The following is a 20,463-nucleotide window of genomic DNA, read 5'->3' as shown; positions in this document are numbered from 1 at the left end:
GCAAAAGGGACGGCGGAAAATATCTGGGAAGTCCTAGGGAGGGGCACCAAGCATCGGGCAGGTTGTCTCATCCCTGAGCGAAGCAATATAGCGAACGGAAACCACACGTTGCGCATACGACAATCCTTGTCATCAAGGTGCGTGATGCTAGACAAGGGCGAGGCAGCCTGCAACCAGCGCCATCGGGGATCCCACACTTTTCCCAAAGGCGCCCCACACCACCGTCATCTTGCCCACCTTGGGCGGCTCGGCGACATGGCCGACAGGGGATAGACGACCCTGGTGCTACAGTTGGCGATCATCTCGTCCGCCGACTGTCCGCGACTGCGTCCATGCCCGAACTCCCCGAAGTCGAAACCACCCGGCGCGGTCTGGAGCCGCATCTGTCTGGGCGGCGCATCCATGGGGTGATCCTGCGGCGGCCGGATCTGCGCTGGCCGATTCCGCCGGAGGTGGCCGAGCAGTTGCCGGGGCAGCGCATCGACGGCATTCGCCGGCGCGCGAAGTACTTGTTGCTGGATACCGCGGTCGGCAGTGCGCTGCTGCATCTGGGCATGTCCGGCAGCTTGCGCGTGCTGCCGGGCGATACGCCGCCGCGGGCGCACGACCACGTCGACATCAGCCTGGAAGACGGCCGGGTGCTCCGCTTCAACGACCCGCGCCGGTTCGGCTGCCTGCTGTGGCAGGCGCCGGGCGAGACCCATCCGCTGCTCGCCGAGTTGGGGCCGGAGCCGCTGTCGGATGCGTTCGACGGCGATCATCTGTTCCGGCTCAGCCGCGGCCGCACTGCGCCGGTCAAGACCTTCCTGATGGATCAGCGCATCGTGGTCGGGGTGGGCAACATCTACGCGGCCGAGAGCCTGTTCCAGGCGGGCATCAGTCCGCTGCGCGAGGCCGGCGACGTCTCGCGTTCCCGTTACGCACGCCTGGCCGAGGCAGCCAAGGCGATCCTGGGCTATGCGATCCAGCGCGGCGGCACGACCTTGCGCGATTTCATCAGCCCGGATGGGGCGCCGGGCTACTTCGAGCAGGAGCTGTCGGTCTACGGCCGCGAGGGCGAGGCCTGCAAGCGTTGCGGACGCACGCTGCGCCACGCCAGCATCGGCCAACGCGCCAGCGTCTGGTGTGGCCACTGCCAGCGCTGAGCAACGAACGCGATCGCGCTGCAAGCACCGGCGAAGGCGGTCCGGCGTCCGCAGGGACACCGGCAGCACCGCGCTTTTTGCAGCGTCTCGGCATGATGGGCCGTCGCGACCGCGAGCGCGATTCAGCCGCGACGGGCCTTGCCGGTAACGGGTCTGCTCAAGCGCACATGTCGCTGGGCTTCTCGGTGGGCCTTGTCGCGTCGTTAGCGGCTCCAGAAGATGCCTTGCCCACTCGGGCATAGCGACGCCGATGTGGTCGGGTCGGCAACTGTCTCGGCCGGGGCCCGCCCGCCCACCTCCAGCACGTCTGCGTCCGGGGCCCGCACCCACGGGCACCATCCATCACCGCCACCTTCGGCGCCGCTTGTCTATGATGGGCGTCCTTTTCCGTTTCGATCCCGGCCATGCAACGACGCGATTTCCTCAAGAACGCCGCCGCCGCCTTCGCCGCCATGGGCTTGCCGGCGATGCCGATGCTCGGCCAGGCGGCCCCTGCGGTGGGCCTGCGCCGCCTGGGCAAGCCGCAGCCGTTCGACTACGCCTGGCTCAAGGGCCACGCGCGGGCCATGGCGGATGCGCCGTACCAGAGCCACAAGCGGGCGCTGCCGGCGCCGGTGGAGGGCTTGACCTGGGACCAGTACCAGTCGATCCGCTACCGCCAGGACCATGCGTTATGGGCGGCCGAGCAGGGCCCGAAATTCCAGGCCAAGTTCTTCCACCTGGGGCTGTACTTCAAGACCCCGGTGCACATGTTCGACCTGGTCGACGGGCAGGCGCAGGAACTGGCCTACGACAGCGCGGCGTTCGATTACGGCAGCAGCGGGCTGAAGGGCAAGCCGCTGCCGAAGGAACTGGGCTTCGCCGGTTTCCGCCTCAACACCAAGCAGGACACCGAGCGCGACTTCGCCGCCTTCCTCGGCGCCAGCTACTTCCGTGCGGTGGGTAAGGAGGGCCAGTACGGTCAGTCGGCGCGCGGGTTGGCGATCGATACCGGCACCGGCGGCCCGGAGGAATTCCCGGACTTCATCGCCTACTGGCTGGAGCAGCCCAAGGCCGGCTCGGACACGGTGGTGGTGTACGCGCTGCTGGATTCGCCCAGCGTGGCCGGTGCCTACCGCTTCGCGATCACCAATGGCGACGTGCTGCTGATGGACATCGACAGCGCGCTGTATCCGCGCAAGACCATCGAGCGCCTGGGCCTGGGGCCGTGCACCAGCATGTACCAGGTGGGCGAGAACGACCGCCGCATGGATTGGGACTGGCGCCCGGAGATCCACGACACCGACGGCCTGGCGATGTGGACCGGCGGCGGCGAGTGGATCTGGCGGCCGCTGTGCAATCCGCCGCACCTGCGCTTCAACATGTTCGTCGACGAGAACCCGCGCGGTTTCGGCCTGCTGCAGCGCGACCGCAACTTCGATCATTACCAGGACGACGGCGTGTTCTACGAGAAGCGCCCGTGCCTGTGGGTGGAGCCGAAGCAGGGCTGGGGCAAGGGCTCGGTGCAACTGGTGGAGATCCCCACCGTCGACGAGACCTTCGACAACATCGTCGCGTTCTGGAATCCGCAGGACAAGCCGCAGCCCGGACAGGAGCTGCTGTTCGGCTACCGCCTGTACTGGGGCGCACAGGCGCCGGCGTCCTCGCCGCTGGCGCACTGCGTGGCCACCCGCACCGGCCTGGGCGGCGTGGTCGGGCAGAAGCGGCATTACTTCTCGTGGCGCTTCGCGGTGGATTTCGTCGGCGGCGAACTGGCCAAGCTGGGCAAGGAGAAGGACGCCAAGGTCGAGGCGGTGCTGCAGCTCAACCGCGGCCGCACCGAGATCGTCTCGGCGCGGCCGTTGCACGAGATCTCCGGCTACCGCGCGATGTTCGACGTGGTGCCGCCGGACGACGGCACCGAGCAGATCGACATCCGCCTGTACCTGCGCAGCGGCGAGCGCCCGCTCACCGAGACCTGGCTGTACCAGTGGACGCCGCCGCCGGCGGCCGAGCGCAAGTTGTATTGAGCGCAACCGCGCGCGCTGCCTGCCGGGCAGCGTGCGTGTGCTTGGATCGGGCATTGCGCTCGCATTTCAGTCCTGGCGCAGCCGGGTGTGCGAGCTTGGTGCGCATCGCGCGTCGCGGCTGAAGTCGCTCTCACAGGAGCGCACAGGCCCGGCACTGAGCTGCTGTGGGAGGGACTTCAGTCCCGACGCGGGAATGGCGCCGCGTTCAGTGCTTGCCCGGCTCCTGCGGCGGCGTTGGCGGTGCGCCTTCCGTGCTGATGTCCTCGACATCGCCGATGTCGACCCGGCCCGGGGTGCGGCCGTCCCACACCTGATCCTGCAGCTTCCAGTACGCGCTCGGCTCCCAGAACTGCTTGGCGTAGAACACTTCCGGATCGATGCTGCCGCCACGCGGGCCGTTGATCGACAGCGGGCCGGCCGCGCCGGAGTGGCCGAGCAGGCCGCCGGTGCTGCGCATCGCTTCGCGCCGCAGGACCGCTTCCTGGCGCGGCTTGGCGACCTGATCGCCGTAGTCGGCGAGCATCGACTTGTCGAGCTTGGCCGCGCGCTTGCGCTCGTCCGGAGTCAGCTGGTTCCAGTACTCCATCTTGCGTGCGCCGAACTGGTCGTAGCCGCGCTCGGCGGCCAGCGCCATCCACAGGAAGCCCATCGTATGGTCGGCGGCGCCGCCCTGGCCCTCCCAGTACATTTCGCCCAGCCGCGCCTGCGACGGCTTGTCGGCATAGCGTGCGGCCAGTTGGTACTGCTTCCTGGCCTCGGCGTACTCGCCCTTCTTGTCGGCGCGGATGCCGGCGCGGCGATAGAACAGGTCCAGGTGCGCCTCGAGGAAGCCGTCGGTGAGCACCTGCGCCGGGATGTCCTGGAAGGTGTGGTCGCCCGGGGCCGCAGCGGCGGGGCCGGGCAGGGCCAGCAGCAGGGCACAGGCCAGTGCGGTGCCGCTGCCGGCAAAAAATCCTTTGAACGAAAGCATGTTCCTCATCCCATGAGTGAGCGATCGGCGCGATTCTAGGCATGCCGCCTGGGCGCGCTCCATAGACTGATGGCATAGGAACAGACGCGTGTACGGCACACGTCAGCCACGGTTCATCGCATCGTGGCGCGACGCACCAGCGCGGTGCGTCAGGGGTGACATCCGGGTTACAGCGGCAGCGCAATCTGCAGCGGATCGATGCGCCCTTCGCCGCGCATGATCTTCTTGAACTCGGGGCGGCTGACCGAAACGTAGCGTTCGTTGCCGCCGATCTCCACCTGCGGGCCGTCCTGTACCGCGTGGCCGTTCTCGTCGACGCGCACGGTCATCGTCGCCTTGCTGCCGGTGTGGCAGATGGTCTTGATCTCCTGCAGTTCGTCGGCCCATGCCAGCAGGTACTGGCTGCCCTCGAACAGCTCGCCGCGGAAATCGGTGCGCAGGCCGTAGCACAGCACCGGGATGCGCAGCCGGTCGACCACTTCGCTGAGTTGCCAGACCTGGGCGCGGCTGAGGAACTGCGCTTCGTCCACCAGCACGCAATGCAGCGGCCCGTGGCTGGCGATGTCGGCCTCGAGGGTGGCCAGCAGATCGGTCTCGGCGACGAAGGGCATGCCGTCGGCGCGCAGGCCGATGCGCGAGGCGACCACGCCGCTGCCGGCGCGATGGTCCAGCCGCGGCGTCAGGATCGCCGTGCGCATGCCGCGCTCGCGGTAGTTGTGCGCCGACTGCAGCAGCGTGGTGGTCTTGCCGGCGTTCATCGCCGAATAGTAGAAATACAGTTTCGCCATGCCGTCGATTCTAGCGCGGCGGCCGCGCGCCCCGGCCGCCGGGCGGTTCGCGAACCGGTTCAGCGCCGGCGCGGCGGTGGGGCGTCGGCGCCGGCCGGTGCCCGTTACAATGCGCGGCCAAGGGAAGTCTTCATGCACGGTCTCAATCCTCCCCAACGCGCCGCGGTCCTGCATTGCGAGGGTCCGTTGCTGGTGCTGGCCGGCGCCGGCAGCGGCAAGACCCGCGTGATCGTGGAAAAGATCGCGCACCTGATCGCCAGCGGCCGTTACCCGGCCAAGCGCATCGCCGCGATCACCTTCACCAACAAGTCGGCCAAGGAAATGCGCGAGCGCGTGGCCAAGCGCATCCGCAGCGAGGCCGCCGACGGCCTGACCATCTGCACCTTCCACGCCCTGGGGCTGAAGTTCCTGCAGATCGAACACGCGGCGGTGGGCCTGAAGCGCGGCTTCTCGATCTTCGACGCCGACGATGCCGCCGCGCAGATCAAGGATCTGATGCCCGGCGCCAAGCCCGATGCCATCGAGGACGCCAAGAACCTGATTTCGCGCGCCAAGAACGCCGGGCTGTCGCCGGAGCAGGCGATGGCGGCGGCCCGCAGCAACCGCGAGCAGGAGGCGGCCAGCCTGTACGAGCGCTACCAGGCGCGGTTGAGCACTTTCAACGCGGTGGACTTCGACGACCTGATCCGCCTGCCGGTGCAGGTGCTGGAGGAGAACGAGGACATCGTGATGGCCTGGCGCGAGCGCATCGGCTATCTGCTGGTGGACGAGAGCCAGGACACCAACGATGCGCAGTACCGGTTGCTGAAGATGCTGGCCGGCCCGCGCGGCAACTTCACCTGCGTGGGCGACGACGACCAGAGCATCTACGCCTGGCGCGGCGCCAATCCGGAGAACCTGATGCAGATGGGCCGCGACTACCCGGCCCTGCAGATCATCAAGCTGGAGCAGAACTACCGCTGCTCCAACCGCGTGCTGCGCGCGGCCAACGCCCTGATCGCGCACAACCCGCACGAGCATCTGAAGACGCTGTGGAGCGATCAGGCCGATGGCGAGCGCATCCGCGTGTGGGAGTGCCGCGACAGCGAGCACGAGGCGGAGAAGGTGGCCGCCGAGATCGCCTACCTGGGCACCGCCAAGCAGGTGCCGTGGAGCGATTTCTGCATCCTGTTCCGCGGCAATTTCCAGTCGCGGCCGTTGGAAAAGGCGCTGCAGATGGCCAGCGTGCCGTATCACATCACCGGCGGCACCGCGTTCCTGGAGCGGCAGGAGGTCAAGGACGTGCTGTCGTGGCTGCGCCTGCTGGTCAATCCCGACGACGACGCGGCGTTCCTGCGCGCGGTGCAGGCGCCCAAGCGCGAGGTCGGCGCGACCTCGCTGGCCAAGCTGGCAGAACTGGCCTCGGCCAAGCACCTGCCGATGTCGCGCGCGGCCGAGTCGGTGGGCGCGCTGCAGCAGTTGCCGCCGCGCGCAGCCAACGGCCTGAGCGACTTCGTCGATATCCTGCACGAACTGCGCACGGCCTCGACCACGCTGTCCTCGGCCGACGTGGTGCGCCAGCTCGCCGAACAATCCGGGCTGATCCGCGAACTGCGCAGCCAGTGCAAGGACGAAGCGAGTTTCCAGCGCCGCCGCGGCAACCTGGAGGAACTGGCCAAGTGGTTCGAGGGCGGACCGCGCGGCGCCACCGTCGGCGACCTGGCCGCGCAACTGGCGCTGCTGTCGCGCAACGACAAGGACGACGGCGGCAACCAGGTGCGGATGATGACCATGCACGCGTCCAAGGGCCTGGAGTTCCGCTACGTGTTCATCGTGGGCTGCGAGGACGGCGTGCTGCCGCACGAGGTCAGCCTGGAAGAGGGCAACCTGCAGGAGGAGCGGCGTCTGCTGTACGTGGGCATCACCCGCGCCAAGGAGCAGCTGTGGATGAGCTACAGCAAGCTCACCCGCAAGTTCGGCGAGCATATCCGGCTCAAGCCCAGCCGCTTCTTCGACGAGATCCCGGCCGAGGAAATGCAGCGCGACGGCGCCGACCCGGTAGCCGACGCAGCGCGCAAGAAGGAGCGCGCGAATGCGGGGTTGGCGGCGATCCAGGCGTTGTTTGATTAGAAGCCGGGAATAGGGATTTGGGAATGGGGATTCGCAACGGCGGTTTTGCGTCGCGCCGCGGGTGATACGCAGGGATACGCCAGCTGTTCCCTTCTCCCCTCGGGATAAGGTGCCCCGAAGGGGCGGATGAGGGTACGGGCGAAGCCTCGTGTGCCCACACTCCGCGAGTCGCTTCGCGCCGCACCCTCACCCCAACCCCTCTCCCGGAGGGAGAGGGGCTAGTCGGCTGTTCCTTCTCCCTTCGGGACCACGGCCCCCTTTTTGGGGGAAGGTGCTCCGCACGGGCGGATGAGGGTCAGGCGCAGCCTCGTGCACTGACACTCCGCAGGTCGTTTCGCGCCGGACCCTCACCCCAACCCCTCTCCCGACGGGAGAGAGGCTTAGCGCGGGCGCGTGCACACGCTTGTTGTGAAGGACGCAAGCAAATGCGCCTGCAGGGGCTTGCGGACAGCAGTGAGCTTGCACTGTGGGAGGGACTTCAGTCCCGACGCATTGCGCTGCGCCGAAGTCATTGGCGCAGCGCATTGCCGCAGGAGCTCCACCCGCAAAACGAGAACGGGCCGCGCAAGGCGGCCCGTCTCCGGTTCGACGCGTCTGCTGCTTACGCCGACAGGTGTTCGATCGCCGCGACGCTGCCGAGGCGGTCGCCCAGGCGCTTGAGCAGGGCCAGGCGGTTGCGGCGCAGCGCCGGGTCGTCGGCGTTGACCATCACGCCATCGAAGAACGCGTCCACCTGCGGGCGCAGCCGCGCCAGGAAGTTCAGCACGGTCACGTAGTCGTGCTGGCGCAGCGCGCCGTCGGTCTCGGCGATCGCCGCTTCCACCGCCTCGGCCAGCGCGCGCTCGGCCGGCTCGCGCAGCAGGCCCGCGTCGACCTGTGCCGGAATCTCGCCCTCGGCCTTGCGCAGGATGTTGCGGATGCGCTTGTTGGCCGCGGCCAGCGCCTCGGCCTCCGGCAACGCGGCAAAGGTGCCGATCGCGTCGATGCGGCGGTCGAAGTCGTACAGCGAGCGAGGTTGTAGCTCTGCTACCGCATTAAAATGAGACGTAGGAACGCCCTTATCGCCGTAATATCCCTTTAGACGATCAAGGATGAACAGGTATAGGTCAGAGATTGTTTGATGCATTTCTCCGTCTTTGTCGTTGGGCTCAATGCCCGCGACTGCTCGAACGATCTCGTCTTGTAAGGCGATTGAAAATCCTTGTTGATGCAACTCCTGCACAGACGAAGCAAACCTAAGTGCGGCAGGCTTGATGTTTTCTAAGCCAATTGCTGCGTAAGCAGCAACCACCGCACGAATCAATAGCATCACTAGACTGATATCGAACCCACTCTCAATCACCGTCCGCGCCAACCCCAGCGCATTGCGCCGCAGCGCGAACGGATCCTTGTTGCCCGTGGGCTTCAACCCCGCGGCAAACCCGCCGGCCAGCGTATCCAGACGTTCGGCGATCGCCAGCACCTTGCCCAGCGGCGACAGCGCGATGTCGTCGCCGGCGAAGCGCGGCTGGTAGGCCTCGTCGATCGCCAGGGCGATCTCGCTGGGCTCGCCGGCGGCGACGGCGTAGTGGCGGCCGGCGATGCCCTGCAGTTCCGGGAATTCGTTGACCATGCGCGACTGCAGGTCGTTCTTGCTCAGTTCGGCGGCGCGGCGCGCCTGTGCCGGGTCCACGCCGACCTGCGCGGCGATCGCCTCGGCCAGCGCGGCCACGCGCTGCACCTTGTCGGCGATGCTGCCGAGCTTGGCCTGGTAGGTGACGCTGACCAGGCCGGCGCCCATCGCCTCCAGGCCCTGCTTGAGGTCTTCGTCGAAGAAGAACTTGGCGTCGGCGAAGCGCGGGCGGATCACCCGCTCGTAGCCCTTGGCCACTTCGGCCACATCGCGCGAGACGATGTTGGCGATGCCGATGAAATGCTCGGTGAGCTTGCCGCCGGTATCGAGCACCGGGAAGAACTTCTGGTTGCTCTCCATGGTCTCGATCAGCGCTTCCTGCGGCACCGCCAGGAACGCCGGCTCGAACCTGCACAGCACCGCCGATGGCCATTCGACCAGGTTCACCACCTGCTCCAGGTTGTCGGCGGCGATGCGCGCGCTGCCGCCGGCTTCGCGCGCGGCCTGCTCGACCTCGGCGACGATGCGCGCGCGGCGCACGTCCGGGTCCACCAGCACCTGCGCAGCCTGCAGCGCGGCCACGTAGTCGCCCGGCTGCGCCAGCGGCACCGGCGCGTCGTGCAGGAAGCGGTGGCCGCGGCTGTCGCGGCCGGCCTCCACGCCGAACAGCGGCATCGGCACCACCTCGCTGCCGAACAGCAGCACCAGCCACTGCACCGGCCGCGCGAAGCCATAGTCGTGATCGCCCCAGCGCATCGGCTTGGGGATTGGCATCGCCGCGATCGCCTCGCGCAGGATCTCCGGCAGCAGCGTGGCGGTGCGCGCGCCCGGGTTCACCGCACGGTGCACGAAGCGCTCGCCCTTGGCGTCGCTGGTGCGCTCCAGCGCGGTCCAGTCGATCCCGGCCTTGGCGGCGAACCCCTGCAGCGCCTTGGTCGGCTGGCCATCCGCGTCCAGCGCGATGTTGAGGTAGGGGCCGAGCACTTCCGCGCGCTGCTCCGGCTGTTCGACGGCCACGCCCGGCAGCAGCACCGCCAGCCGGCGCGGCGTGGACAGCGGCTTGGCGTCGCCGCGCTCGACCGCGATGCCGCGCTTCTCCAGCCCGGCGATCACGCCGTCGAACAGCGCCTGGGCCAGGCCCGGCAATGCCTTGACCGGCAGTTCCTCGGTGCCCAGTTCGATCAGCAGGGGAAGGTGTTGGCTCATGTGTCGGACCTTGCTAGCGGTTTCTCCCTTCTCCCTGCGGGAGAAGGTGCCCCGAAGGGGCGGATTGAGGGTGCGGCGGAGCGTTGCGGCTTTGGGGGCGGTGAGGTTTATCCGCGAGGACGTACCCTCACCCCAACTCCTCTCTCCCGCGGGGACTTCCTTCGGTCGCCGGGGGGAGAGGGGCTTGCATCACTTCTTGACGCCGGGGAAGCCCAGCTTCTCGCGCTGCGCGTAGTAGGCCTTGGCCACCGCCTGCGCCAGCGCACGCACGCGCAGGATGTAGCGCTGGCGCTCGGTCACCGAGATCGCGCGGCGTGCGTCGAGCAGGTTGAAGGCGTGGCTGGCCTTGGTCACCTGCTCGTAGGCCGGCAGCGGCAGGCCGACCTCGACCAGCGCCTGCGCTTCCTGCTCGCACGCGTCGAAACGGTGGAACAGTTCGGCCACGTTGGCGTGCTCGAAGTTGTACGCGCTCTGCTCAACTTCGTTCTGGTGGTAGACGTCGCCGTAGGTGACCGGCGTGCCATCGGGGCCGTAGGTCCACACCAGGTCGTAGACGTTGTCGCAGTTCTGCAGGTACATGCACAGCCGCTCGAGACCGTAGGTGATCTCGCCCAGCACCGGCTTGCACTCCAGGCCGCCGGCCTGCTGGAAGTAGGTGAACTGGGTGACTTCCATGCCGTTGAGCCACACCTCCCAGCCCAGGCCCCAGGCGCCGAGCGTCGGCGATTCCCAGTTGTCCTCGACGAAGCGCAGGTCGTGCACCAGCGGATCGATGCCCAGTGCCTTGAGCGAATCCAGGTACAGCTGCTGGATGTTGTCCGGGTTCGGCTTCATCGCCACCTGGTACTGGTAGTAGCGCTGCAGGCGGTTCGGGTTCTCGCCGTAGCGGCCGTCGGTGGGGCGCCGGCTCGGCTGCACGTAGGCCGCGTTCCACGGCTCCGGCCCGAGCGCGCGCAGGAACGTGGCCGGATGGAAGGTGCCGGCGCCCACTTCCAGGTCCAACGGTTGGATCAGCACGCAGCCGTGCTGCGCCCAGAACTGGTTGAGGGTCTGGATCAGACCCTGGAACGTGATCGGAACGGACCGGGAAACGGACATCTCGCAGGGGGCCGGTTGAGGGGTGCGCTAGTATAGCGACCGACTCGCGGGGACTTCCGCGTACCGGACCTGGACCATGGATTCGCGCCCTGCCGCGCCGCCCGCGTCGTCGCCCGCCGATCCCACCGTGGCGTTGCCGCCGGGCCGGTTGAGCTTCGAGCGCGTGGCCGCCGCATTGCTCGCCGACGGCCTGGTCGCGCCGGCCGAACGCGGCCGCGTGCAGTTCTCGGCGCAGACCGCGCGCACCGCCAGCGACGTGCATCCGCTGGTGCTGCTGTCCAACCTGAAACTGGCCGCCACCCGCCCGCCCGGCAGCGAACTGAGCCTGGAACGGCTGACCGAGTGGCTGGCGCAGCGCTGCGGCCTGCGTTACCTGCGCATCGATCCGACCCGGGTCGACGTGGCCGCGGTCACCGGCGTGGTCTCGCACGCCTATGCGCGCCGCCACCGGATCCTGCCGCTTGCCCTGCAGCCCGAGCGTCTGCTGGTGGCCACCAGCGAACCGCTGGCGCTGGACTGGCTCGGCGACGTGCAGCACCTGGCGCGGCGCCGCATCGAGGTGGTGGTGGTCAACCCGCTGGACCTGCATCGCTACACGATGGAGTTCTTCGGCGTGACCCGCTCGGTGCGCGGCGCCAAGGACGGGCGCACCGAACAGAGCAGCGGCCTGCCCAGCTTCGAGCAGCTGGTGGAACTGGGCCGCGGCGGCGACGTCAACGCCGACGACCACCACATCGTGCACATCGTCGACTGGCTGCTGCAGTACGCCTACGAGCAGCGCGCCAGCGACATCCACCTGGAGCCGCGGCGCGAGGCCGGGCGCATGCGCTTCCGCATCGACGGCGTGCTGCACAAGGTGCTGGAAGTACCGCCGGCGGTGATGACCGCCATCGTCAGCCGCATCAAGGTGCTCGGGCGCATGGACCTGGCCGAGCGGCGGCGCCCGCAGGACGGGCGCATCAAGACCCGTTCGCCGGGCGGGCGCGAGACCGAGATGCGCCTGTCGACCATGCCCACCGCCTTCGGCGAGAAGTGCGTCATGCGCATCTTCGACCCGGATGCCGCGTTCAAGAGCGTGGACCAGCTCGGCTTCAGCCCGCAGGAAGCGGCCGGCTGGAACGCGCTGGTGGAGCGCCCGCACGGCATCGTGCTGGTCACCGGCCCCACCGGCTCGGGCAAGACCACCACGCTGTACTCCACGCTCAAGCGTCTGGCCACGCCGGACGTGAACGTGTGCAGCGTGGAAGATCCGATCGAGATGATCGCCACCGAGTTCAACCAGATGCAGGTGCAGGCCAACATCGACCTGGACTTCGCCAGCGGCGTGCGCACCCTGCTGCGGCAGGACCCGGACATCATCATGATCGGCGAAATCCGCGACCTGGAAACCGCGCAGATGGCGGTGCAGGCCTCGCTGACCGGCCACCTGGTGCTGTCGACCCTGCACACCAACGATGCGCCCTCGGCGATCACCCGCCTGCTCGACCTGGGCGTGCCGCACTACCTGGTCGCCTCCACCCTCAACGGCGTGCTGGCGCAGCGCCTGGTGCGCACCCTGTGCGGCCACTGCAAGCGCCCGCACACGCTGGAAGCGCACGAATGGGACGCGCTGCGCGAACCGGGCGAGGCCTTGTCCGAGGCGCTGCAAGCCTACGCCCCGGTCGGCTGCCTGGAATGCCGTCGCACCGGCTACCTGGGCCGCGTGGGCCTGTACGAACTGCTGCCGGTGACCCCGCGCCTGCGCACCCTGATCCGCGCCGACATGGACCTGGCCGGCTTCAGCCGCGCCGCCCAGGACGAGGGTGTGCGCACGCTGCGCCGCGCCGGCCTGGAAAAGGTGGCCGCCGGGCTGACCACCATCGAGGAAGTGCTGTCGGTGCTGCCGCCGCGCGAGTGAGCGGGCGGGAGGCGTGGTTGGCGTTGGCCTTTTCGTGCGGCGGCTGGCCCACCGATATCGTTTGCGAGGGCGTCTCACCGCAGGCCGGATGCGTTTCTGCCAATCCCCAATCCCGATGCTCCCATCCGGGCTCCATCATCGCGATGGCTGGCGCACTTGTAGGAGCGGCTTCAGCCGCGACGTGGCGTTCCCGGGAACGCCACGTCGCGGCTGAAGCCGCTCCTACATGGCCACGGCGCGTCCCGCCAAGCCACACGACAGGCCATGATGCGCGCCGCCCACGCGCCGGACGATGATGCCGGACGCAGCGCCGCGATCCGTACCGCGGCTATTTCTTCTTTCCGGCGAGCGGTGTGAGGCCGTTGTCGGCGATCGCCTTGGCGGCAGCCGGGGACGCCAGGTAGTCCAGCAGCGCCTGCGCCGCCTGCGGCTGCGTGCTGGCGACGGCGCCGGAGTACAGCGTCATCTGCTGCGCCTGCTTGGGAATCAGGCCAACGATCGTGATGCCGGGGACCGGCTTGAGTTCGCTCAGTTGCTGGAAACCGAGCTGCGCCTGGCCGCGTGCGACCACCGCGTCGACCAGCTCGGCGGGAATCATCCGCGCCTTGGCGGCGAACCCGGCGCCGAGCCGCATCCGCGGAAACAGCGTGCGCGACAGGTAGACGCCACTGGCGCTGTCGGAGTAGGCCACCGACTGGCTGTCCAGCAGGGTCTTGCGGAAGGCCGCCATCGTGGAGATGTCCGGCGTGGGCGCGCCCTGTTTGACCGCCATGGCGATGTAGGACTCGCCCAGGTCCACGCGGCTGGCGGGCCGCGCCTGGCCGCTGGCCACCAGCGTGTCGAGCGCCGCGCCGACCATCAGCAGCACGTCCGCCGGCTCGTGGCGGGCGAGGCGGTTGGGGATCGCCTGCGGGGTGTCGCCCATCGACGGCGCCGCCTCGATGTGTAGCTTTACCCCGGTGGCCCGTTCGTAGTCGGGCGCCACCGCGCGGATCGCGCCCATGATGCCGCCGGAACTGAGCACCTCCCGCGTCGTGGGCGGGGCCGCGCGGTCCGCACCCGGCGCCGTCGCAGCCGATGCGGACGTGGAGGCGAGCAGCAGCGCGGCCAGGGTCAAGGGAATCAGGGAACGGCGCATGGCGAACCTGCCTGGAGGAAAGCGCGATAGCCTGCGTGATCGGCGCTGAAGAGGGCGGGAAGCCGCTGCCGGTGCATCGGAACCTGGCCGCGTGCCGTGCCAGATCGTCAGCGCGATCCACGCAGGGCAATGCGCGGCACCGCCTCGGTCGCACCATTGCCGCCCGTCGTCGTCGGGCCAGGACCAGGAACGCGCGCCGCCATCGCACGCAGTGCGGCGGTCGCGGTGTTCGCCGTCATCGGATTGTTCTAGAGTGCATTCGAACCCTCCGTCCTGTTTGCCGTGGCGTGTACCGCCACGCACGGCGCACCCTGCCGATCGCCTGCATGTCCACCACCACCGCATCTGCCGCCGCCCGCGTCCGCGAGGCCGTCCGTTCCGCCACCACCGGTCTGATCGAGCGCGATCAACTCGCCGAACTGATGGTGCTGGCGGCGATCGCCGAGGAGCATCTGCTGATCGTCGGTCCGCCCGGCACCGCCAAGAGCGCGGTGGTCCGGCGCGTCGCCACCGCGCTCGGCGGTCGCTACTTCGAGTATCTGCTGGGCCGCTTCACCGAGCCGTCGGAACTGTTCGGCCCGGTCGATCTGCGCAAGTTGCGCGAGGGCGTGGTCGAAACCGACGTCGCCGGGATGCTGCCGGAGGCGGACGTCGCGTTTCTCGACGAGGTATTTCTGGGCTCCACGGCCATCCTCAATACCTTGCTGGGGGTGTTGAACGAACGCCGCTTCCGCCGCGGCCATACCGATCTGGCCTGCCCGCTGCGCATCTGCGTGGGCGCGGCCAATGCGCTGCCGGATGACGAGTCGCTGGCGGCGTTCGCCGATCGCTTCCTGCTGCATGTGTTCGTCGACGCGGTGCCGGACCACCAACTGGAAGCGCTGCTGGCCGGCGGTTGGCAGGTCGAGCGCAGCGCGGTAGTGCCGGCGGCCGATCTGGCCGACTTGGACATTCTTGCCGGTCAGGTCCGGCAGGTGCGGATGGACGACGCACGCTGCCTGCTGGCGCAGGCGATCCGGACCCTGCGCGCCGCCGGCCTGGCGCTATCCGACCGCCGCATCGTCAAGACCCAGCGCCTGGTGGCGGCCGCGGCGGTGCTGGCCGGCCGTAGCGTCGCGGCCGAAGCGGACCTGTGGCCGTTGTTCTATGTGATGCCGACGCGGGAATCGCAGGCCGCCGCGCAGGACGCGCTGCGCGAGACCCTTGCGCTGGCCGCCAATCCGACCCTGCGTGCCGCCGCGGAACAGGCGGCACTGCAGCCGCTGTCCCGGGTAGCGCGGCTGCTGGAAGCCGCCCAGCGTTGTCTGGCCGATGCCGGTGCGGTCGATGCGCCCGGCGCCGAAGCGGTGTTGCGCGAGATCGATGCCAACTTCACCGCTGCCTCCTTGCCGGAACTGCTGGCCGTCGAGCGCGCGCGCCTGATCGAGTGGATCGGCGCCAGCGCATGACCTGGGGGTGGCAGGACGATCCTGCACCGCCGCCGCCGCAGGGCGTGGTCGGCGTGGGCAGGCAGCGCGCGCAGCGCCTGCTGGCGTGTGTCGCGCGCAGCGCGCAGCCCGACGTGCTGATGGTGGCGGCGACCGCCGACCTGGTGGTGGTGACCGGTCCGGAGGCGGCGCTGCCGTGGATCGACGAGGGGCAGTACATCGCGCCGCGTCCGGCCGCGCCGGCGCTGTGGCTGCCGACGACGCAGTGCCCGGACATTCCGCTGGATCTGCTAGCCCAGGCCGTGGCGCGGCGTCATCCGGGGGCGCCCTGGTTGCTGCTGCGCACGCCGTCGGTGCTGGTGCCGCTGCAGCGGCTGCTGCCGGCCGGTGCGGCGGTGCTGGAGCAGATCCGCAGGCGCTGGGCCGTATGAATGCGGCATTTCCGCTGCCGCCGGCGCTGCAGCCATGGCATGCGTGGCTGGCGTGGTTCGATGCGGACATCGCGGCGATGGTCGGCGACTGGCTGCTGCGGCTGGATCCGCTGCTCGGTCGCGGCGCGGCGCGCATGCAGCGCGGTGTCGCCGATCCGGACGGGATCGACGATCTGCGCCGCCGCGGTCCCTACGAACGCCTGGTCCTGAGCGAATGGGCGGTGGCCGACCTGCTGCCCGACGAATTCCTGCGCCGCGCCGCGCACTACGAACACCTGTTCCTGGCGCCCAAGCTCGCCCGCCCACGCAGCGACGCGCTGGTCCTGGCGCTGTTCGACGCTGGCCCGGCGCAACGCGGCGCGCCGCGCCTGCTGCATGTGGCGATGTGGATCCTGTTGGCGCGGCGCGCGCAAGCGGCCGGCGCGCGCTTCGCCTGGGGCGTGCTGCAGCGGCCGGGCGAGGTACATGAGGAGGCGAGCGCGGAGGCCTTGCGCGCGCTGCTGCAGGCGCGGACTCACGCGCTGGCGACGCAGACCGAGCACACCGCCTGGCAGCGCCATCTCGCCGGCCATGGCCAAGCGGCCATCGAGTGCTGGTGGATGACCGCCGGCGACGTCGCGCCCGGCCGCGGCGACCATCAGGTCCGAATCCGGCACGGCTTCGACGATCGGCTGTCGGTGTCGGTCAGGACGCCACGGGCGCATCGCCAACTGACGCTCGGCCTGCCCGACGCAGGCCGCGCCTCGCGGCTGCTGCGCGGCGAGTTCCTGCTGGCGCCGGCGCCGCTGGCCATGCCCGGGGCCGTGGTCGCGACCGAATCCCTGAACGGCCGCTTGTCATTGCGGCAACCGCCGCTGTTCAGTATCGATGGCCGGCATCTGGCGCTGCCGCTGGCCGGGACCCATCAGGCGGTGCTGCTCACGCTCCGCGAGGAGGGCAGGCGCAAGAAGGCCAAGCCGCGCTACAGCGCCTGGCCGGCCAGCGGCGAGTTGCTGTGCGGCGTGATCGCCAACAAGGAGCTGGCTGGCGTGGCCGCCGTGCACGACGGGCTGTACTTCTGGAAGATGCCGTGGTTCCAGCCCGTCGCGCGGCCGCCGGCCGATGCGTTCGCCGCTGCGCCCGGCGCCGCGTCCTGGCTGCACTGCGCCTGGCTGCGAGCGAGCAAATCGCAGACGCAGCGTGTGGTGATCCTGGACGCCGCTGGGCGACTGCTGTCCTGGACCAACGCCAGCACGCGCCCCGGACGCGACATGCCCGCGCATGTCCAGGTGGACGATCGGGTACTGGCGATGCAGCAGATCGACGGGCAGCGTCTGTTGTATGCCCGCTGCGAAGACGACCGCCTACGTGTCAACTACCTGCACCGCGAAGGCAATATCGAACTGCTGACCCAGTTGGCGGTGCCGGCGCGTCCGGTCCGGTTGCTGGTCCGCGGACAGGTGCGGGAAGGCCATTGGCGCGGCGCGTTGTGCCTGGAGTACCCCGGTCAGCACGACGATGGCGGTATCTGCCGCCTGTACCAGGGCGGACCCCAGGACGGCTTTTCCGAGTTGGAACTGCGCCTGCCGGCAGGCGCGAAGCTGCTGGGTCCGGTACAGGATCCGCAGCGTCCAGAGCGCAGCCGGCTGTTGCTGCTGCGCCCCGACCGACGCACCGTGATCGCGATCGGCGAACAGGGCCAGGAGATCGTGTACCAGGCATCGAACGACATCAGCGCCGCCTCGGTGGCGCCGGACGGTAGCGGGGTTGCTCTGGTCGATCTGGCTGGGCAACTGCGTGTTTTGGGCGAGGGCGGAGGCAAAGTACTGCTGCAGGCGCAGGGACAGCGCGGGGACGACCGTGATGACTGAGGCGAAGCAGGCCGCGTCCGCCGCCGCCGCGGTACGCGACCCGATGTGGCGCGGATGGCAGGCGCTGGACGCGCTGTGGTGGCCCGCCGACGTGCTGCCGGCGCCGGTGCGAACGGCACGTATGCTGGCCGCCTGGCACCCTGGTTGCCGGGCCTATCGGTTCGCGGCCGGCGACATGCTGTGCTTCGCCCGCGCGCAGCCGCTGCAGTGCGAAACGATGGGCGAGGTACCCATGCGCCGCCTGCACGGGACGTTGTACTCGGCACCGTTGACGGACGAGGAACGGGCCGCGTTGCCGGCCATGGAAATCGGCCTGGTCGCCGGCGCCGCCGTGGTGGGGCTGCGCTTCGCCCAGGGCGAGGTGCTGGACCTGTCCGAGGCGATCGCGTTGGACGCCTACCGGGTACTTGAGCCCTTCAATTGCCACGTCGCGTCGCCGGTGCTGGACGTGGCGCAGTTGCAGGGAAAGGACGTGCGCAGTGTATTGGGTCGGGCCATCCCTCCACGCAGCGCGGAAGGCGAGGCGTTCCTGCGGGCGATGGCCGGTGCGCGTACGGCAGATGCGCTGCGCGACGGCATCGCGGCGGTGCGCGAAGGCATGCTCGGCGCCGTCGTCGCCTTGTTGGCGCGCTGGCTGCCGGGGTCGGGGATCAGGGTGCCGGCGGCGGCCAGTGGCGGTATTCCCGCACGCCAGCGCGCGCAGCGGCGGCCCAGTGCCTGGCGCGATACCCTCGCACGGCTGGCCGCAATCAGCCGAGTAGGCAAGCTGATCGGGTATCGGCATGGTGCCTACCTGCGCCGGATGATGGCGATGTTCGACCGCGGCGACCTGGACGAAGCCTTGCGCAATGCCCTGCCCGTGGATGCGACTGGGCAGTCGCTGGGGCAGGCGTTCGGTACGCCTGAGCGGCGCGAGAGCCTGCAACTCTCGGGACGGATCGGGCAGGGCGCCAGCCTGGACCTGGGCGAAGATCTGACCACGCACCTGCGGCGCATGTACCGTGAGGCGTTCGCCGCGCTGAACCGCAAGGGCCGGATCGACGAAGCGGTGTTCGTCCTGGCCGAACTGCTCAATGCGCGCCAGGAGGCGTTGGATTACCTGGTCGAGCATGGGCGCCACGCGCAGGCGGCCGAGTTGGCCATGGGTTGGGAGATGCCGCCGGCCCTGATCATCCGGCTGCTGATGCTGGGCGGCGATGTCCGCCGTGCGACCCAGGTTGCCCGGCGCGACCGCGCCTTCGCCGACGCAGTCAGCCAGTTGCAGGGCGCCCATCCGGCGCTGGCGGCGCAGTTGCGGCTGGAATGGGGCCACGCCCTGGTCGAGAGCGGCGACTGGCTGGAAGCGGTCGAGGTGGTCTGGCCGCTGCGCGAGGCACGCGATCTCGCGTTGCAATGGTTGCTGGCCGCAGAACAGGCCGGCGCTGCCTTGTCGGCCCGCGCCCTGGTGCAGCGCGCCAGCCTGTTGCCGGACACGCTGCAGCAGTACGCCGACAAGATCGAGGCGTTGGTCGATCCTGCGGCCGACCCGCAGCCGCGCGCGGCGCTGGCGAATGCCTTGCTGGCGATCGGCGGCAACAGCGCCGCATTGCGGCGTCTGGCCGCCTGCGTGCTCCCCGCCGTCGCCGCCGATTGCAGCGCCGGCCGCAACGGTCTGGGGCGCAGCGATCTGGAGCGCCTGCTGAAAATGGCGGCCGATCCTTGCCTGAAGAGCGACATGCCGCCGTGGCGCGTCGCGCAGGCGGGCCAGCCGACGCCCTTCTGGCGCCTGCGCAGCCCCCTGGCGCTGGCGCTGCCTGCCGCCGGCGTGCAGCGAATCCACGACGCCGCAGTCCTGCCCGACCGGCAGTATCTGGTCGCTCTGGGCGAGGCCGGCGCGGCCGTCCTTGATGCCCATGGACGGGTGGTTCAGCACTATGCGGTGCCGGCGTATCGGTTGGTGCTCGCGGCCAGCGGGCAGGTCGCGTTGGCGCTGGCGCCGCGCGAGCGCGTCTCGCGGATCGCGCGGCTCGACCTGACCACCCGCAGCAGCATCGAACTCGGCGCACTGGCCCTGCAGTTCGCCGCGCCTACCCTCATCGGGACTGGCTGGACCGTGGTGGTGGACGGCCGCATTCTGGTCATCGACGTCGGCAAGGGGCTGATGGAGGTACTGTGGCACGTCGGTGACCTGCCAGGTTCGATCGTCGCCGCCGCCTTTTTCGAGGACTGCGAGGTGTTCCTGGTGCGTACCGCCGAGACCTTGCAGGAGTGGACGTACATGCTGCCGCACAGGCGCCTGCGCGGGCGCGATGACATCGTCCTGCAGCCTGATGTGCCGGTCATGCCACATCGCCTGGGCGGGATGCAGCAACCACGTCTGGAGGTGAACGAGGACGGGGCCAATGCCTTCGTATTCCGCAATGGCAACGCCCGGGGCGTGTGCGTGCTGCCGCCGATGCCATCGGAGACGGTCGATGCGCGCTTCGTCGCGCTCGAACACGGGATGCTGGCTGGCGTTCGTCTGGATCAGGCCAGCCGTTACTTCATTGTTCGCTTCTCCGACGGCGATCGCATTGCCGATCTGGCGTTACCGAGCGGGTTGTCCCTGCAGGCGCGCGAGCAGCCGGGGCACCTGTTGCTGTTCACGGAGGACGGCCGCCTGCTGGATATCGACCTGTCGCTGGCGCTGGCGCATGCGCTGTCGCTGCACTAAACCGGCGGCGTTGCGTCTTGTCTCCGGACAGGCCCACATCGCCTCATGATCGCCAGTTATATGGCTATGCCGCCGTCGCCGCGCGGCCTTG

Annotated in this window: 13 protein-coding genes; 8 read left to right on the top strand and 5 right to left on the bottom strand. The window is 69.3% G+C overall.

All coding sequences use genetic code 11. The annotated features are described in order from the left end of the window. Positions 1–332: 332 nt before the first annotated feature. A complete protein-coding gene (gene mutM / locus RAB70_RS03105; protein ID WP_148830090.1) occupies positions 333–1,145 on the top strand; it encodes a bifunctional DNA-formamidopyrimidine glycosylase/DNA-(apurinic or apyrimidinic site) lyase in 813 nt (270 codons plus the stop codon). Between the two features lie 404 nt (positions 1,146–1,549). Then, positions 1,550–3,154 (top strand): glucan biosynthesis protein, encoded by a 1,605-nt coding sequence (locus tag RAB70_RS03100; protein WP_039726155.1) that lies wholly within the window; start codon positions 1,550–1,552, stop codon positions 3,152–3,154. A gap of 205 nt (positions 3,155–3,359) precedes the next feature. Here the strand turns inward: RAB70_RS03100 and RAB70_RS03095 are convergent, their stop codons facing one another. Both RAB70_RS03095 and RAB70_RS03090 read right to left on the bottom strand, forming a co-directional pair. Beyond that, positions 3,360–4,124, bottom strand: coding sequence for a sel1 repeat family protein (locus tag RAB70_RS03095; RefSeq protein ID WP_017912190.1), 765 nt, complete (start codon positions 4,122–4,124; stop codon positions 3,360–3,362). Positions 4,125–4,291: 167 nt separating this feature from the next. Then, positions 4,292–4,912, bottom strand: a complete 621-nt coding sequence (locus tag RAB70_RS03090) for a thymidine kinase (protein ID WP_017912189.1) — start codon at positions 4,910–4,912, stop codon at positions 4,292–4,294. 132 nt (positions 4,913–5,044) lie between these two features. Here RAB70_RS03090 and rep point away from each other — a divergent pair, with 132 nt between their 5' ends. Then, positions 5,045–7,021: a DNA helicase Rep gene (gene rep / locus RAB70_RS03085; protein WP_026144192.1), complete on the top strand. Its 1,977-nt coding sequence runs from the start codon at positions 5,045–5,047 to the stop codon at positions 7,019–7,021. Positions 7,022–7,622: 601 nt separating this feature from the next. Here the strand turns inward: rep and glyS are convergent. Continuing rightward, positions 7,623–9,839: a glycine--tRNA ligase subunit beta gene (gene glyS, locus RAB70_RS03080; RefSeq protein WP_148828603.1), complete on the bottom strand. Its 2,217-nt coding sequence runs from the start codon at positions 9,837–9,839 to the stop codon at positions 7,623–7,625. A 189-nt stretch (positions 9,840–10,028) separates the two neighbouring features. Then, complete coding sequence (glyQ, locus tag RAB70_RS03075; protein ID WP_010340858.1) at positions 10,029–10,937, bottom strand: glycine--tRNA ligase subunit alpha; 909 nt, start codon at positions 10,935–10,937, stop codon at positions 10,029–10,031. 76 nt (positions 10,938–11,013) lie between these two features. Between glyQ and RAB70_RS03070 the strand changes: the two genes are divergently transcribed. Beyond that, a complete protein-coding gene (locus RAB70_RS03070; RefSeq protein ID WP_148828604.1) occupies positions 11,014–12,834 on the top strand; it encodes a GspE/PulE family protein in 1,821 nt (606 codons plus the stop codon). A gap of 328 nt (positions 12,835–13,162) precedes the next feature. On the opposite strand, the gene RAB70_RS03065 is transcribed toward RAB70_RS03070, so the two are convergent. Beyond that, positions 13,163–13,972, bottom strand: a complete 810-nt coding sequence (locus RAB70_RS03065) for a substrate-binding domain-containing protein (protein WP_148828605.1) — start codon at positions 13,970–13,972, stop codon at positions 13,163–13,165. 326 nt (positions 13,973–14,298) lie between these two features. Here RAB70_RS03065 and RAB70_RS03060 point away from each other — a divergent pair, with 326 nt between their 5' ends. Genes RAB70_RS03060 through RAB70_RS03045 form a run of 4 tightly spaced genes read left to right on the top strand, consistent with a single transcriptional unit; the run spans position 14,299 to position 20,372 of the window. Continuing rightward, positions 14,299–15,420 (top strand): AAA family ATPase, encoded by a 1,122-nt coding sequence (locus tag RAB70_RS03060; RefSeq protein ID WP_026143883.1) that lies wholly within the window; start codon positions 14,299–14,301, stop codon positions 15,418–15,420. Further along, entirely contained in the window at positions 15,417–15,830 is a 414-nt protein-coding gene (locus tag RAB70_RS03055) for a hypothetical protein (protein WP_017917094.1), read from the top strand. Before RAB70_RS03060 ends, RAB70_RS03055 begins: the two co-directional genes overlap by 4 nt. Continuing rightward, positions 15,827–17,680: a hypothetical protein gene (locus RAB70_RS03050; protein ID WP_017917093.1), complete on the top strand. Its 1,854-nt coding sequence runs from the start codon at positions 15,827–15,829 to the stop codon at positions 17,678–17,680. The genes RAB70_RS03055 and RAB70_RS03050 overlap by 4 nt, the downstream gene beginning before the upstream one ends. Beyond that, positions 17,673–20,372 (top strand): bpX6 domain-containing protein, encoded by a 2,700-nt coding sequence (locus RAB70_RS03045; RefSeq protein ID WP_148828606.1) that lies wholly within the window; start codon positions 17,673–17,675, stop codon positions 20,370–20,372. The genes RAB70_RS03050 and RAB70_RS03045 overlap by 8 nt, the downstream gene beginning before the upstream one ends. The last annotated feature ends 91 nt before the right edge of the window (positions 20,373–20,463 follow it).

Origin of the sequence: Xanthomonas sontii, assembly GCF_040529055.1 — a bacterium.
In the GTDB taxonomy this organism is placed as follows: domain Bacteria; phylum Pseudomonadota; class Gammaproteobacteria; order Xanthomonadales; family Xanthomonadaceae; genus Xanthomonas_A; species Xanthomonas_A sontii.
This window is presented reverse-complemented; position numbering and strand designations above follow the sequence as displayed.